Genomic DNA, 14,855 nt, shown 5'->3' with positions numbered 1-14,855 from the left:
CCGGCGGAGGCCGTGGTCAGCGGAAGACCGCGACCGCGGCCTCGCCGAGCATGTCGTCGATCAGCTCCACGACCGCCGCGACGACGGGGGAGTGCTCGCGCGCGATCTCCCGCAGCCGTTCGATGAGCCGGGCAGAAGGCTGGTCGAGGTAGAGCTCGGCCTCCAGCCGCAGCGCCCCCACCAGCCCGCACAGCGCCGCGCCGCGCCCGTCGGGCTGCTTCCAGCCCTCCACGGCCGAACGCACCCCGGCCGAGGCGCGCACCACCGAGGCGATGTCGGCCAGCTGGTGACGCGTGTACGGCAACATGCCCATGCGGCGCCTGGTCACGATGACGAGCACGCCCGAGGCGACCAGGCTCTGCCGGGTGCGGTCGTAGGCGTCCTCGGCCAGCTTCTTGATCCAGAACCTGGCCTCCCGCTCGGCCCGGTCGCGGGCCAGCATCGGGACGAGTGAGTCCACCGCGGCGTCGCCGACCGGGGTGGGGTCGGTGACGGCGATCCGGCCCTGCTCGACCGTGACGCGCTCGCTCAGCGCCAGGTCGAGCAGCATCGCCCCGGCCAGCCCGAGCGCCATCGAGTGCTGGTGCACCAGGGGCTTGCCGGACTGGTCGTGGCCGATGAGGAACAGCTCCTGGTGGAGCGGCGGCCGCGTCATGGCGACCGGATGCCGGTCAGGCCGGCCTTCTCGCCGTCGTCCAGCGTCGGACGGCGGCCCCGGGCGTACAGGACGCCGAGGACGACGAAGCCGACGGCGAGCCAGATCAGCCCGACCCGCTGGGCCAGGATGTTGGCGTTGATGATCACGAAGATCAGGATCGCCATGCCGACCAGCGGCATCACCAGGTGCGACCAGAAGTCGGACGAACGCCCGCGGACCCGGTAGTGGACGATCACCGACAGGTGCAGCACCACGAACGCGATCAGGCCGCCCATGTTCACCAGGCTGCTCAGCAGCGTGACGCCGGCGCCGCCCTCCAGCTGCGCCGCCCACACGCCGATGCCGACGGACAGGACCGAGACGAACAGGATGGCGTTGGCCGGCACCGAGTGCTTGATCGACACTTTGGCGAGGAAGGCCGGCAGTTGCCGGTCGCGGGCCATGGCGTACAGCAGGCGGGAGACGGCGACCTGGGCCACCAGCGTGTCGGCCAGGCCCCAGGAGATCGCGGTGGCGGTCGAGGTGACGTGCCGCAGCCACTCGCCGCCCGCCGAGGCGGCGGCGTCGTAGAAGGCGCTCTCCGAGCCGGACGCCAGCAGGCCCGCCGGGTCGGGCACCAGCAGGGCCGCCACCCAGACCTGGACGACGAACAGCAGGCCGGCCAGGATCAGCGCGAGCCGCATGGCCCGGCTCACCTGGGCGGAACCGCCGGCGGACTCCTCGACGAGCATGCTGATGCCGTCGAAGCCGAGGAAGGACAGCACCGCGACGGAGACCGCGGCGAAGATCACCGGCCAGGAGAAGGTGTCCGGGTTGAACAGCGGAGAGAGGCTGAACCCGTGGCCCTCGCCCTGGAGCAGGGCCCAGATCCCGATGAGCACGAACAGGCCGAGCACGACCAGCTCGCAGGTGATCAGCACCTTGGTGAGGGTGATCGTCATCCGGATGCCGCGCAGGTTGATCAGCGTGTTGACGGCCACGAAGACGAGCAGCCAGCCCCAGACCGGCACCTCCGGCACGCTGTTGTTCATGGCGACCGAGGCGACGAGGTAGAGCAGGCTCGGCACCAGGAGGTAGTCGAGCAGGATCGCCCAGCCGGTCATGAACCCGACCGGCGGGGCGATGCCGCGGCCCGCGTAGTTGTAGACCGACCCCGACAGCGGGAAGGCCCGGACCATCTGCGTGTACGAGGCCGCGGTGAACAACATCGCGACCATGCCCACCAGGTACGCCAGCACGGGCATGCCGCCCGAGATCTTGTACACCGGGCCGAAGATCGCGAACGGCGCGATCGGCACCATGAAGATCAGGCCGTAGAACACGAGGTCGGTAAGCCCGACCCCGCGACGTAATTCCTGACGGTAGCCGAACTGCTCGACGTTCTCCTGAGGTTGCACGACAGCCTCTCCATGTCGTCATGCGCGCACGCGGGGGGTGACGGGCCTCGGTATACGCATGGGGTTACGGATACCGGTGGGGCTCGATCTGGCGATCCTTCCGTAGCTCACGGTCACGTCGCAAGGGTCTGCTCCAGGTGCTTGCGTACCTGACCTCGCCGAGGGCCCGTCCGCGCGGTCGCCGGCGCCGCCTCAGCAGGCGCCGACGTCCTTCCAGACCCCCCATTCGCCGGTGGTGCCGGGCTCCTGGCCCTGCGTCCACCACTTGGCCTCCCACGTGTGCGCCTTGTGCGAGACGCGCTGGCCGCCGTTGTAGACGGCCGTCGCGCTCCAGGCGGGCGCGGTGCAGGAGCCGCCGGTCGGGGTGACGGTCGGCGTCGGGCTCGGGCTGGGCGCGACGCCGCCGCGCGCCAGGTCCTGGAGCAGCCCGTACGTCCTGCCGCCGAAGGTCAGCGTGTAGTTCGCCTGGCCGGGGACGGGCAGGTAGTACACGTAGTCGAGGGTCACCGACGCCCCGGGGGCGAGCGTCTGCCACGTGGGCAGCTTCACCGACACCCGGTTGAAGTCGCCCTTGAGGCCGCCGACGTTGTTGCCGGTGTGCTCGCTGCTGATCACCCTCAGGCCGAAGCCGGACTGGTCCTTGGCGTTGTTCGGGGCCGAGGACGCGTAGTCCCACTGGAACTCCGCGCCGCCCGGGATGGTGGTCTGCGTCTTGTTGGTGATGACGAGCTTGGGGTTGATCGGGTAGTTGCTGTCGCCGGCGGGGAAGCCGGTGGCCTCGATCGTGACGTCCACCTTCTCGGCGGGGACGGCCACCTTGGCCTTGGCCGCGCCGTACGGGCTCGCCGTCCTGAGCTTGTCGTAGAGCAGGCCGGTCAGGGTCTGGCCCATGAAGTACTCGCCCTTGGCCGCGTCCCAGGCGTAGTCGCCGGCCAGCTCCCAGATCATCACGCCGCCGATGCCCTGGTTCTTGACGTAGTCGGCCTTGGCGCCGAGCGACTGGTCGTCCTCGGTGGACAGGAACACCTTCTTGGTGGCGTTCCACAGCCAGGGGGCGGTCAGGGTGGCGTTGTAGTTGCGGGTGTAGGTGCCGGTCAGCCTGTCCTCGGGGTCGCCGGCCGGGTCGAGGCCGTAGGCGGGGCCGTAGGAGCCGGCGATGCCCTTGGCCAGGTTCATGGCGTGCCACATGGGGTTGGAGCCGGCGCCGACCTCCTTGCCGTTCTCCTCGTCGTGCCACAGGTTGTCGATGCCGCGGGCGCCGTCGCCGCACGTCGTCAGGCCCTGCGGGCAGCTTCCGCTCTGGCCGTTGGAGGTGCCCCACAGGCCGTTCGTGCCGCCGTTGACGTTCTTCCAGCCGCGCGTGTAGTACGGCACGCCGATGTTGATCCGGCCGGCCGGCATCGCGCCGCGGAAGTAGTGGTAGGCCCAGTCGGTGTTGAGGTAGCCGAGGCCGCCGTACTGGGCGGTGGTGTAGACGCCCCACTTGGCCAGCTCGGCGTCCTTGCCGTCGTCGTACAGGGCGGCGTTGGGGCCGACGAACTCGTTCCAGGCGCCGTGCAGGTCGTACGACATGATGTTCACGTAGTCCAGGTACTGGGTGACCTGGAAGGTCTCCATGCCGCGCAGCAGGTAGCCGGAGGCGGGAGCGGCGACGGTCAGCATGTAGTACTTGCCGTCGGCGGCCGCCGCGGTGTCCAGCTTCTGGCGCAGCGTCCGCATCAGCGCCGCGTAGCCCTTCATCAGGTTCGGCCTGCGGGCGTTGGCGATGGTCCAGTCGAGCGGGTTCCCGGCGTCCTTCATCGAGGTCGGGTACTCGTAGTCGATGTCGACGCCGTTGAACCCGTACGCGCGGATGAAGGCGACGACCGAGTCGGCGAACGTGCCGATGCCGGCCTGGTTGACCGAGCCGTCGGCGTTGGTGGTCATGGAGTAGAAGCCGCCGGAGGGCACGCGGGCGCCGTTCGCGTCGAAGTAGCCGCCGGTCTCGGCCCAGCCGCCGACCGACACCAGCGTCTTGGTGCCGGGGAACTGCTTCTTGTACTTGTTGAGCAGGTTGAAATGCCCCTTGTAGGAGTAGGCGGGGTCCATCTCGGCGCCCGCGACGCCGGGCCACTCCGTCGCGGTGGCGTTGGCGTCCACGGCGATCTTGTTGGCGCCGTCGACGTGGGCGAAGGCGTAGTTGAGGTGGGTGACCTTGCCCCACGGGATGTTGTTGGCCAGGTAGGCGGGCTGGCCGTTCTTGCCGGTGCGCCAGCTGGTGAAGTAGCCGATGATGCGGCGGGGGTGGTCGGCCCCCATCTTCTCGCGGCCGTCCTCGTCGTAGGCCAGGCAGTAGGGGACGTCCACGCCGGGGGTCTGGTAGAGGCCGTCCGGGCGGCAGGCGGCGTTGTCGGCCGCGGCGGTGGCCGTACCGGCCAGGGCTCCGGCGATGAGCAGCAGTGAGGTGCCGCACGCGGCGAGCGCCGCGCGGGTGCGTAAGGGCTTCAAGGCCACCTCCGATGGGGCATGGCTGGGGGGTTGATCGGAACGTAAGCCGAGTGACCAGGACCGTCAATGCTCTCTGTTAGGAAACTTTCTTAATAGTTCACCTGAGGGCCGCCCGAGGTGCCGCTTGCCCGTATGCGACCAGGGGGAGTACGGTTCGTCCACCTCTCTGTTAAACGATTAACAGGACGGACGGCCTACGCATGTCCACTCCCCACTCCAGCCACAGCAGCACGAGTTCACCATCGCTCAATTACCCGTCTTTCCTATAGGGAATGCTAGGTTATTCGACTAACATGAGACCGACAGCGCGACAGGTGGCCGAACTGGCGAACGTGTCCGTGGCGACCGTCTCCTACGTGCTCAGCGGCCGGGACCGTCCCGTCGCCGCCGGCACCAGGAAACGGGTGCTCGACGCGGCCAGGCAGCTCGGCTACACCCCCGACCAGGCGGCCAGGAGCCTGCGCAGACGGCGGACCCAGCGGGTCTGCCTGGTGCAGAGCTCGCCCGGCGGCGTGCCGTCGGAGGAGCGGCTGGCCAGGGACCTGCACGAGATGGCCGACGTGCACGGCTACTCCGTGATCACCCTGGCCGTCTACTCCCGGGCCCGCGCGAGGGCGGCCGCGGACGTGCTGCGCAGCGGCATCGCCGACGGCGCCCTGGTCAACGTCGCCGTCGACGAGCTCGTCCACGACCTGCTGGCCGAGCCGGCCGGACGGCCGCCGATGGTGGTGGTGCACGACGTGGACGTGCCCGAGGGCTGCGACGTCGTCCGCACCCCGGAGGCCGAGGCGTGCGCCGAAGCCGTCGAGCACCTCCTGGACCAGGGCAGACGCCGCATCGCGTTCATGGCCCAGCGCCACGAGCTCTACCGCGACCGTCCGGTCGGCCGGCTCCTGGGCTACACCACGGCCCTCGACCGGCACGGCGTCACCGAACGGATCATCGTCTCCGGCGCGGACGACCGCGTCTCGGCCTACCAGACCGCCGCCGAGCTGCTGGCCTCGCCCGGCCGTCCGGACGCGGTCTTCGCCGCCTCCGACCGGGCCGCGATCAGCGTCATCCGGGCCGCCAGGGACGCGGGCTTGCGCGTCCCCGGCGACCTGGCGGTGGTCGGGGTCGGCAACGTCGGCGAAGGTCTCATCAGCAACCCGCAGCTCAGCACCGTCGGCCCGCTCAGGCACGACTACACCGACGTCGTGCGCCTGCTCTTCGACCGCCTCCAGGCCGAGGAGCCCCTGCCCGCCCGCGAGATCGTCCGGCCGTGGACGTTCCTGCGGCGGGGCTCTTCCTAGAAGGGAAATGCGAGATGTCCCCCACCCTCTCCCGCCGCGACCTGCTCCGCCTGGCCGGGGCGGCGGCCGCCGTGCCCGTCCTGTCCGCCTGCGCGGGAGCCCCGCCCGCGCAGAGCGCGGCGCCCGGCACGTTCACCGTCTACTGGAACGCCGGCCACGACTACCAGGCCTACCGCAAGGTGATCGCCGAGTTCGAGCAGGCCCACAAGGTCAAGGTCAACCTGCAGAAGTACCAGTGGCCCGACCTGCGCACCCGCCTGCTGGCCGACTTCGCCTCCGGGACCGGCCCCGACGTGGTGGAGGAGCCCGGCGGCTGGGTGCAGGAGTTCGCCATCTCCGGCAACGCCCGCTCGCTCCAGGACCACGTCGACCGCGACGGCGCCGCCATGGGCTTCCCCGCCGACTGGCGTCCGGCCACCGTCGAGCGCAACTCCTACCAGGGCAAGGTGTACGGCGTTCAGCTCCACCTGACCTGCAACACGCTCCTCTACAACAAGGCCATGCTCGACGACGCCGGCCTGGAGCCCCCGTCCACCTGGGACGAGTTCCTCGCCGCCGCCGTCAAGCTCACCAAGGACGGCGTCCACGGCGTCGCGCTCAACCAGGACCACGGCTACATCTGGCCCTGGCTGCTCCAAGCAGGCGTCACCCCCTACGACGCGAAGACCGGCCAGATCATGACCCCCTTCGCGGACGCGGTCGCCGCCATGCAGTTCCAGGCCGACCTGATCCACAAGCACAAGGTGGCCCCCGTCCCGGTCTCCAGCACCGACTACTCCGGCCCGCAGAAGCTGTTCTCGGCCAAGCGCGCCGCGATGATCCTCACCGGTCCTTGGGACCTGGACCCGATCAGGAAGACCAGCCCCGACATCGACCTCGGCGTCGCCCCGCCGCTGCGGAAGGCCCGGCAGGCCACCAACGCGGCGGGCGTCAGCCTGTTCGTGCCCGCCAAGGCGGCCAGGCCCGACCTGTCGTGGGACTTCATCAGGCGCGTCACCACCCTCCAGGCCGAGCAGGCGGCGACCGCGGAGGTCGGCATGCTCATGCCCCGCACCTCCTGGGCCGCCCTGCCCGAGGTCCAGTCGGACGCGGCCACCAAGGTCTTCGCCGACGCCCTGGCCTACGCCGAGGACCCCGGCAGGCAGGTCCGGCTCACCGGGCAGCTCGGCAAGTGGGAGGAGCAGCTCAAGATCATGTATCAGGAGGTGCTCATCCGGAACACGCCCGCCGAGGCGGCCCTGAAGAAGTTCACCCAGGCCGCGGAGGGCTTCCTCAAGTGATCCCGCGCCCCAGGACCCTGGCCGGCCGCTACGCCAGGACGGCCTACCTGTTCCTGACCCCCGCCATCCTGTTCTTCGCGGCCTTCTTCTACCTGCCGATCGGCAACGTCGTCGCCACCAGCCTGCGCACCGGACCGCAGGCCGACCGGTTCGCCGGCCTGGCCAACTACGGCCAGGCCCTGGCCGACCCGGCGGTGCGGCACTCGTTCCTGGTCACGGTGGCCTTCGCGGTGGCCGTGGTGGCCGGCTCGATCGTGATCGGACTGGGCCTGGCGCTCGCCATCGACCAGCCGCTCAAGGGGCGGGTGGCCTTCCGCGTGCTGCTGCTGGTGCCGTACCTGACGTCCGTGGCCATCGTCGGGCTGCTGTGGCGCAACATCCTCGACCCCGAGCTGGGCGTGCTGAACCGGCTGCTCGGCGCGCTCGGCCTGCCCGGACAGCAGTGGCTCAACACCGCGCCGCTGCTCACCATCGCCGCGGTCACGCTGTGGCAGAGCGTCGGCTACACGATGGTGCTGTTCCTGGCGGGCTTGCAGGGCATCCCGGAGACCTACCACGAGGCCGCCAAGATGGACGGCGCCGACGCCTGGCGCCGGTTCTGGTCGATCACGCTGCCGCTGCTCGCGCCGACCACGCTGTTCGTGTCGGTGATGGCGGTCATCTCGGGGCTGCAGGCGTTCGGCCAGGCGTACATCATCACCAACGGAGGGCCCGGCGACGCCACGGACCTGTCGGTGTTCCACATCTTCAACGTGGCCTTCCGCACCAGGGACTTCGGCTACTCCTCGGCCCAGTCGGTGCTGCTGCTGGCGGTCATCGTGGCGTTCACGCTGATCCAGCTCAGGGCCGGCCGGCGCGGGGAGGTCGTGTACTGATGCGCAGGCCGCTGCTCTACACCCTGCTCGGGCTGGCCTCGCTGGTCACCGTGCTGCCGCTGCTGTACATGGTGTCGCTGTCGCTGCAGACCGAGGCGGAGACCATGTCGGCCGAGGCGGTCCTGTGGCCCGCCGCGCCGCAGTGGGGCAACTACGCCGAGCTGTTCACCCGCGCGCCCTTCGGCGACTTCATCGTCAACAGCCTCGTCGTCGCGGGCGCCATCACGCTGGCGCACCTGGTGTTCGACCCGCTGGTCGGGTACGTGTTCGCCAAGTTCCGCTTCCCGCTGCGCAACACGCTGTTCGTGGCGTTACTGGCCACGCTGATGGTGCCGTTCTTCGTGCGGATGATCCCGTTGTACGTGCTCATGGCCCAGCTCGGCTGGCTCGACACGTACCAGGGGCTGATCACGCCGTTCCTCATGGACGCGTTCGGCATCTTCCTCATGCGGCAGTTCATCCAGCCCATCCCCGACGACCTGATCAGCGCGGCCCGCATCGACGGCGCCTCGGAACTGGCCATCTACCGGCGGATCATCCTGCCGCAGGCCAGGCCGGCGATGGCCGTGCTCGGGCTGTTCACCTTCGTCTTCCAGTGGAACGAGTTCCTGTGGCCGCTGGTGGCCACGTCCACGCCGGAGATGCGGACCATCCCGGTCGGGCTCACCCTGTTCAACCAGGAGTACTTCACGCTGTGGCACCTGACGGCGGCCGGTTCGGTGATCCTCTTCGTGCCCACCGCCGTCCTGTTCGTCCTCACCCAGCGGTACTTCGTGCGCGGCATCGCGCTCACCGGCCTTCGATAGGAGCCCCTTCTTGCGTCCGAACGTGATCGTCGTCCTCACCGACCAGCAGCGGTGGGACACCGTCGGCCCCTTCACCCCGAACCTCGACAGGATGGCCAGGCACGGCACGCAGGCCACGGTGGCGCTCACCCCGCAGCCGGTGTGCGCCCCGGCCCGCGCCGCCCTGCAGACCGGCCGCTACCCGACGTCCGTGGGCGTGCACCGCAACGGGCTGACCCTGCCCGGCGGGCAGCGCACCCTGGCCCACCACTTCGGCGAGGCCGGGTACGCCACCGGCTACATCGGCAAGTGGCACCTGGCCGACGGCGACCCCGTACCGGCCGGGCAGCGCGGCGGCTACGGCACCTGGCTGGCGGCCAACACGCTGGAGTTCACCTCCGACGCCTACCGCACGATCGTCTACGACGACGCCGACGAGCCGGTCTTCCTGCCCGGCTACCGCTCCGACGCGCTGGTGGACGCCGCGATCAGGTTCGTCGCCGACCACCACGCCGAGCCCTTCTACCTCTTCGTCTCGTTCCTTGAGCCCCACCACCAGAACGAGGTCGACAACCACCCCGCCCCCGACGGCTACGAGGAGCGCCACCAGGGCCGCTGGCTGCCCGCCGACCTGGCCGCGCTCGGCGGCACCTCGGCCCGCCACCTGGGCGGCTACCTGGGCCAGGTCAGACGCCTGGACGAGGGCCTCGGCCGGCTGCTCGACGCGCTGCGCAGCATGGGCCTGCTCGACGACACGATCGTCGCCTACACCTCCGACCACGGCAACCACTTCAAGACCCGCAACGACGAGTACAAACGTTCCTGCCACGACGCGTCCCTGCGGGTGCCGCTGGCGCTGCGCGGCCCCGGCTTCGACGGCGGCGGCGCCATCTCCCGCCCGGTCAGCACCCTGGACCTGCCGCCCACGCTGCTGGCGGCGGCCGGGCTGCCCGTCCCGGAGGAGATGCAGGGCCGCTCGTTCCTGCCGCTGCTCGCCGACTCCCGCGCGCCGTGGCCGGAGGAGGTGTTCTTCCAGGTGAGCGAGTCGGAGGTGGGACGCGGCCTCCGTACGCGGCGGTGGAAGTACTACGCCGTCGCCGAGGACGCCGACCCCTGGAACGCCCCGGCCGCCCCCCGCTACCGCGAGCAGGCCCTGTACGACCTCGACAGCGACCCGCACGAGCTGGTCAACCTGGCCGGGCTGCGCTCGCACGCGCAGGTGGCCGCCGAGCTGCGCGAACGCCTGCTGCGCCGGATCGTCGAGGCGGGCGAGGCCGAGCCGGTCGTCGACCCGGCCGCCGAGCTGGACTCCGACGAACGCGTCCTGCCCGACCCGGCGGTACGGATGCTCGGCCCCGAGCCGGTCAGGTTCGGCCACCAGCGGCGGTCATGAGCCGGTCCTGCGCAGGATGAGCACGGCGATGTCGTCGCGCGGGGCGCCGTGGGTGAAGGCGTTCAGGTCGGCGGCCAGGGCCTCGACGGTCCTGGCCGGCGGGTCGCGGGCCCAGGAGCGCAGCCGCTGCTCCAGCGGGTAGAAGGAGCCGTCCCGATCGCGGGCCTCGGTGACGCCGTCGGTGCACAGCAGCAGCGAGGCCCCCCGCGGGAAGGCGAAACGCGCGCCGTGGCGGGGCTCGCCCGTCAGCGACGCCAGGCCGAGCGGCACCTCGGGCTCGCCGAGCCAGAGCTGCCCGGCGTTCCCGTTGTGGATCAGGTACGGCGCGATGTGCCCGCAGTTGACGGCGTCCACCTCCAGCTCCGGGCCGACGTCCAGCAGGAGCGCGGTGACGAAGCGCTCGGGCTCGCCGGTGTGCGCGGCGAACCTGTTGTGCCTGGTCACCGCGTCCTCCAGGGCGTCGGCCACGCCCATGAGGCTGATCTCGCGGTAGGCCGCCTCCCGGAAGGCGCCCAGCACGGCCAGCGCGGCGCCGATCGCGGGCAGCCCCTTGCCCTGCACGTCGGCGATCATGACGCGGGTCCCGTACGGCGACGGCGCCACCTCGTACATGTCGCCGCCCACCATCGTGTCCTCCTCGATGGGCTGGTAGAGGCCGTCCACGACCACGTCGAGCGAGCGCAGCGGCAGCGGCCTGACGAGCTGCCGCTGCAACGCCGCGGCCGCCGAGCGCAACCGGCGCACCTCGTCCTCGCGCTGGATCCGGTAGCTCGCCCCGACCACGCTCATCAGCCCGAACGCCGCGGTGAAGCCGGAGACCTCCAGGTTCGTCCGCAGGTTGCCGCCCAAATAGGCGACCGAGGCCGACACCACCGCCAGCACCCACACCGACGCGATCGCCGTCTGCCACACCGTGCCGAGCCCCGAGACGATCGCCGGCAGGAAGATCAGCACCGGCACGAGCTCCGCGCCCCCGCCGGTGAACCGGTCCAGCCCGACCACCAGCGCCGTGATCCCGACCAGGCCGACCAGGAACACGGGCGTCGTGAAGAAGGGCTGCCTGAGCCCGCCACCCCAGAGAATCGTCGTTCACCCCCGGTGACCAGCTTCTCCCAAGGCGTCCACGTTCCGTCATGCGGCGCGCCGGACACGGCGAAGGGCCGGCCCCGAAACCCGGGACCGGCCCTGACGTGCGAACTTATCCGAGGCCGTTCTTCATGGCCGTGAGCAGTTCGGCGTTGGTGGTGTCACCGCTGAGCTCCCAGAAGAACGCGCCGCCGAGGCCCTGGCTCTTCGAGTAGCCCATCTTGCCGCCGATCGTGCTCGGCGTGTCGTAGCTCCACCACTGGTTGCCGCAGTAGGCGTACGCCGTGCCCGCGACCGTGCCGGTGGACGGGCAGCGGGTCTTGATGACCTTGTAGTCCTCGATGCCCTGCTCGTACGTGCCGGGCGCCGGGCCCGTCGCCGTGCCGCCGGGCGCGGCCTGGGTCACGCCGGTCCAGCCGCGGCCGTAGAAGCCGATGCCGAGCAGCAGCTTCGCGGCCGGGACGCCCTTGCTCTTGAGCTTCTGGATGGCGTTGTCGGTGTAGAAGCCGGGGACCGGGATCTTGTCCCACGTGGTGAGCGGCGAGTGCGGGGCGGTCGGGCCCTGCGCGTCCCAGCCGCCGAAGAAGTCGTACGTCATGACGTTGTACCAGTCGACGTACTGGGAGGCGCCGCCGTAGTCGGCCGCGTCGATCTTGCCGCCGTCGTTGCCGTCGGCGGTGATGGCCGCGGTGACCAGGTTGTTCGCGCCGAAGCGCGAGCGCAGCGCCGACATGACGTTCTTGAACGCCGCCGCGCCGCTGGTGTCACAGGTCAGGCCGCAGGCGTTCGGGTACTCCCAGTCGATGTCGATGCCGTCGAAGACGTCGGCCCAGCGGGGGTCCTCCACCAGCTTGTAGCAGGAGTCGGCGAAGGCCGTCGGGTTCTGCGCCGCCTGGCCGAAGCCGCCGGACCAGGTCCAGCCGCCGAAGGAGAAGAGCACCTTCAGGTTGGGGTACTTCTTCTTCAGCTTGCGCAGCTGGTTGAAGTTGCCGCGCAGCGCGCCGTTGTCCCAGGTGTCGGCGACGCCGTCCACGCTCTCGCCCGCCTGGTAGAAGCGGTCGTAGTCGGCGTAGCTGTCGCCGATCGTGCACTGCCCGTTCTGCACGTTGCCGAACGCGTAGTTGATGTGGGTCAGCTTGGCCGCCGAGCCGCTGGTGTCGATGTTCTTGACGTGGTAGCCGCGCTGGTAGATGCCCCACTGGACGAAGTAGCCCAGCACCTTGTTGCCGCCACCGCCGCCGCCCGTGGTGGTCGCGGTGATCTGGTTGCTGTCGGCCGAGCGGTTGCCGGCCGCGTCACGCGCGCGCACCGTGTACGTGTAGGACGTGTTGGCGCTGAGGCCGCTGTCGGTGTGCGAGGTGCCCGTGACGGTGGTGACCAGAGTGCCGCCGCGGTAGATCTCGTAACCGGTGACGGCCACGTTGTCGGTCGAGGCGTTCCAGGCCAGCGAGACGCTGCTGTTGCTGACGCCGGTCGAGCGCAGGTTGCCCGGCACCGACGGCGGGGTCGTGTCGTCGCCGCCGCCGCCCGTGGTGGTGGCGGTGATCTGGTTGCTGTTGGCCGAGCGGTTGCCGGCCGCGTCGCGCGCGCGCACGGTGTAGGTGTAGGCGGTGCTCGCGGTGAGGCCCGTGTCGTTGTACGTGGTGCTCGTGACGGTGGTGACGAGAGTGCCGCCGCGGTAGATCTCGTAACCGGTGACGGCCACGTTGTCGGTGGAGGCGTTCCAGGCCAGGGCCACGCTGTTGTTCGTGACGCCGGTCGAGCGCAGGTTGCCCGGCACCGACGGCGCGGTCGTGTCGCTGCCGCCGCCGCCGGAGACCTTCCACAGCGCCGCCACGTTCGGCGGCTCCCAGCCGGGCTGGGAGGTGTGCGCCTGGAGGCAGACGTAGTCCACGCCGTTGTAGGTGACGACCGTGCCCGCGGTGTACGCGGTCCACGGGGCCCAGGCCGCCGCGAAGGCCACCGTGCTGGCGGAGGCGATCGGTGGGACGGCGACGGCCGCGGTCAGGGGCAGGGCCAATGCCGCCATTCCTGCCAGGACCTTGCTCAGAATGGTGTGTTTCATGTCGCTCCGACATCCGTTGGGGGGTGTGTGGGGAGTGGGATGGGAGACTTCTGGGGAAACTATTAGGAAAGTTTCCTTTAAGTTGTGAATCGACGGTAGCCTCTGCCTGCGGGAGCGTCAATACGTATCGGTCAGGCGTCCGTAATCGTGCCGGTCAGACCCCGAATGTGCCCGTTCACGAGGGGATAACGGTTCAGGAACGGGGGCTGACGGCGGGGTGAGCCGTGGCCCAGCATGGGAGCGTGGCAGGAATCTCCGCCTGGCGGCGGACGCCCACGCGCCGCGGACCTTACGTGGTCCGCGCGGTCGCGGAGTTACGGTCCTGGCCGTCGCTGAACGTCAGCGGCACCGGGCGACAGGTCGCCTTCGCCGTACACGGAACCGAGATCCTGCGCCTGGCCGGGCGGGACGAGATCCACGTACGGCTCACCGCCCCCGCCATCGGACGTCTGGAGCCCTATTTGCAGGCGTGCGATCAGGTCCATGCCTGCCGCGACCGCGCCTGGGTCGCCGTGCAGGTCGACGCCGAGCCCGATCTGGAATTGTTGCTGGCCCTCACGAGCGTGGCGATAAAGGCGCACGTGGCCTGAAACGATTCTTCGCGGTGCGTAGCGTTTCTCCTACGCACCGTCCGAACAATGCCCTCCATTTGCCCTGGAATTACTCGCCGGGTAGCTTGGTTGTACACAGCCGAACGGGGAGACGTCCCAGGTAGGGATGTCATTGCCGGGGAATTACCCCAGCGGGACCCGTGTTGTACAGAGTCGGCGCGGATACACCGCGTCCGGGCGTCGCAGATATACCTTCAGGCCCTTTCCTGGGCCCGGGAAGACGATGCGTCAGCCCTTTGCCTGACCAGAGACCGCTGAATCCGCATGTGCGCGGAACCGGGGACCCATGTGTCCATCGGGGTGAATCGGCACCACGGTGCCGTAGGGCAGCTTCCCGCCCGAACCCGTCAGCTAACCCGGCAAGCGGCACGGAAGCACAAGGAGTAATCCCTCATGGCCAAGCACCGTCTTCACCGTGCCTACAAGCTCGACCTCGCCAAGATCGCCCTCGGCGCGACCGCCGTCGCCGGCGTGCTCGGCACGCACGCGGCAGTGAACGCCGACACCGTCCACGCCACCGCCGGCACCGCCGCCCAGACCGCCAAGGTCGCCGGCGTGGCCGCCGCCCAGCCGCGTGTCGCCACCGTGGCCGACAAGCGCGCCACCGACGAGAGCGCCAAGGGCAAGGTGAACGTCACCGCCGCCCAGGTCCTGGCCACCGCCCGCGCCCAGGTCGGCGTCTCCGAGGACGCCAACGGCGGCGGCACCAAGTTCCAGAAGTGGTACGCCGGCTCGCCCCGCGCCGCCGAGACCGTCGCCCGTGACGGCGGCAGCCGCCAGGACTACGTGAACGCCGCCTGGTGCTCGATGTTCGTCTCCTGGGTCGGTGACCAGACCGGCGCCCGTCCGCAGGTCGGCTGGGACGCCTACACCGTCTCGCACGCCAAGTGGTTCGCCTCCAACGGCCGCTGGGGCACCGAGGCCAA

12 protein-coding genes and 1 riboswitch are annotated in these 14,855 nt (G+C 70.2%); of the genes, 7 read left to right on the top strand and 5 right to left on the bottom strand.

The genetic code is table 11. The features are described from left to right. Positions 1–16 precede the first annotated feature (16 nt). From ACWCSU_RS36830 to ACWCSU_RS36820, 3 genes are all read right to left on the bottom strand, one after another. Positions 17–655: a GOLPH3/VPS74 family protein gene (locus ACWCSU_RS36830; RefSeq protein WP_449941352.1), complete on the bottom strand. Its 639-nt coding sequence runs from the start codon at positions 653–655 to the stop codon at positions 17–19. Further along, a complete protein-coding gene (locus ACWCSU_RS36825; protein ID WP_449941349.1) occupies positions 652–2,055 on the bottom strand; it encodes an APC family permease in 1,404 nt (467 codons plus the stop codon). Before ACWCSU_RS36825 ends, ACWCSU_RS36830 begins: the two co-directional genes overlap by 4 nt. A 192-nt stretch (positions 2,056–2,247) precedes the next feature. Beyond that, positions 2,248–4,542, bottom strand: a complete 2,295-nt coding sequence (locus tag ACWCSU_RS36820; RefSeq protein ID WP_449941347.1) for a chitinase C-terminal domain-containing protein — start codon at positions 4,540–4,542, stop codon at positions 2,248–2,250. A 293-nt stretch (positions 4,543–4,835) separates the two neighbouring features. On the opposite strand from ACWCSU_RS36820, the gene ACWCSU_RS36815 reads away from it, so the two are divergent. From ACWCSU_RS36815 to ACWCSU_RS36795, 5 genes are read left to right on the top strand one after another with little or no spacing between them, the layout of a single operon-like run. Beyond that, positions 4,836–5,834: a LacI family DNA-binding transcriptional regulator gene (locus ACWCSU_RS36815; RefSeq protein ID WP_449941345.1), complete on the top strand. Its 999-nt coding sequence runs from the start codon at positions 4,836–4,838 to the stop codon at positions 5,832–5,834. A gap of 14 nt (positions 5,835–5,848) precedes the next feature. Then, on the top strand, positions 5,849–7,114 hold the full coding sequence (locus ACWCSU_RS36810) for an ABC transporter substrate-binding protein (RefSeq protein ID WP_449941342.1): 1,266 nt from the start codon (positions 5,849–5,851) through the stop codon (positions 7,112–7,114). Further along, positions 7,111–7,989, top strand: coding sequence for a carbohydrate ABC transporter permease (locus ACWCSU_RS36805; protein WP_357693766.1), 879 nt, complete (start codon positions 7,111–7,113; stop codon positions 7,987–7,989). Before ACWCSU_RS36810 ends, ACWCSU_RS36805 begins: the two co-directional genes overlap by 4 nt. Continuing rightward, the gene (locus ACWCSU_RS36800) at positions 7,989–8,795 is read left to right on the top strand and encodes a carbohydrate ABC transporter permease (RefSeq protein ID WP_357693764.1); all 807 of its coding nucleotides are present in this window, start codon (positions 7,989–7,991) and stop codon (positions 8,793–8,795) included. The genes ACWCSU_RS36805 and ACWCSU_RS36800 overlap by 1 nt, the downstream gene beginning before the upstream one ends. A 10-nt stretch (positions 8,796–8,805) precedes the next feature. Continuing rightward, positions 8,806–10,167: a sulfatase-like hydrolase/transferase gene (locus tag ACWCSU_RS36795; RefSeq protein ID WP_449941340.1), complete on the top strand. Its 1,362-nt coding sequence runs from the start codon at positions 8,806–8,808 to the stop codon at positions 10,165–10,167. On the opposite strand, the gene ACWCSU_RS36790 is transcribed toward ACWCSU_RS36795, so the two are convergent. Both ACWCSU_RS36790 and ACWCSU_RS36785 read right to left on the bottom strand, forming a co-directional pair. Further along, the gene (locus ACWCSU_RS36790; protein WP_449941337.1) at positions 10,162–11,205 is read right to left on the bottom strand and encodes a PP2C family protein-serine/threonine phosphatase; all 1,044 of its coding nucleotides are present in this window, start codon (positions 11,203–11,205) and stop codon (positions 10,162–10,164) included. The two genes, ACWCSU_RS36795 and ACWCSU_RS36790, sit on opposite strands and share 6 nt — an antisense overlap. A gap of 160 nt (positions 11,206–11,365) precedes the next feature. Further along, a complete protein-coding gene (locus ACWCSU_RS36785; RefSeq protein ID WP_449941335.1) occupies positions 11,366–13,318 on the bottom strand; it encodes a glycosyl hydrolase family 18 protein in 1,953 nt (650 codons plus the stop codon). 242 nt (positions 13,319–13,560) lie between these two features. On the opposite strand from ACWCSU_RS36785, the gene ACWCSU_RS36780 reads away from it, so the two are divergent. After that, the gene (locus ACWCSU_RS36780) at positions 13,561–13,908 is read left to right on the top strand and encodes a luciferase domain-containing protein (protein ID WP_449941333.1); all 348 of its coding nucleotides are present in this window, start codon (positions 13,561–13,563) and stop codon (positions 13,906–13,908) included. A gap of 263 nt (positions 13,909–14,171) precedes the next feature. Beyond that, positions 14,172–14,309: riboswitch (cyclic di-AMP (ydaO/yuaA leader) on the top strand. A gap of 13 nt (positions 14,310–14,322) precedes the next feature. After that, positions 14,323–14,855: CHAP domain-containing protein (locus ACWCSU_RS36775; RefSeq protein ID WP_449941331.1), on the top strand; the 533-nt coding region annotated here is incomplete at its 3' end.

The sequence above is a fragment of the Nonomuraea sp. NPDC001699 genome, assembly GCF_053596455.1.
Note: the sequence above shows the minus strand (reverse complement) of the source record. Positions and strands in the feature narration are given on the sequence as shown.

Coding starts and splice junctions, on each gene's coding strand:
- ACWCSU_RS36830 (WP_449941352.1), bottom strand. CDS start 655: ATGACGCGGCCGCCGCTCCACCAGGAGCTGTTCCTCATCGGCCACGAC.
- ACWCSU_RS36815 (WP_449941345.1), top strand. CDS start 4,836: ATGAGACCGACAGCGCGACAGGTGGCCGAACTGGCGAACGTGTCCGTG.
- ACWCSU_RS36810 (WP_449941342.1), top strand. CDS start 5,849: ATGTCCCCCACCCTCTCCCGCCGCGACCTGCTCCGCCTGGCCGGGGCG.
- ACWCSU_RS36800 (WP_357693764.1), top strand. CDS start 7,989: ATGCGCAGGCCGCTGCTCTACACCCTGCTCGGGCTGGCCTCGCTGGTC.
- ACWCSU_RS36785 (WP_449941335.1), bottom strand. CDS start 13,318: ATGAAACACACCATTCTGAGCAAGGTCCTGGCAGGAATGGCGGCATTG.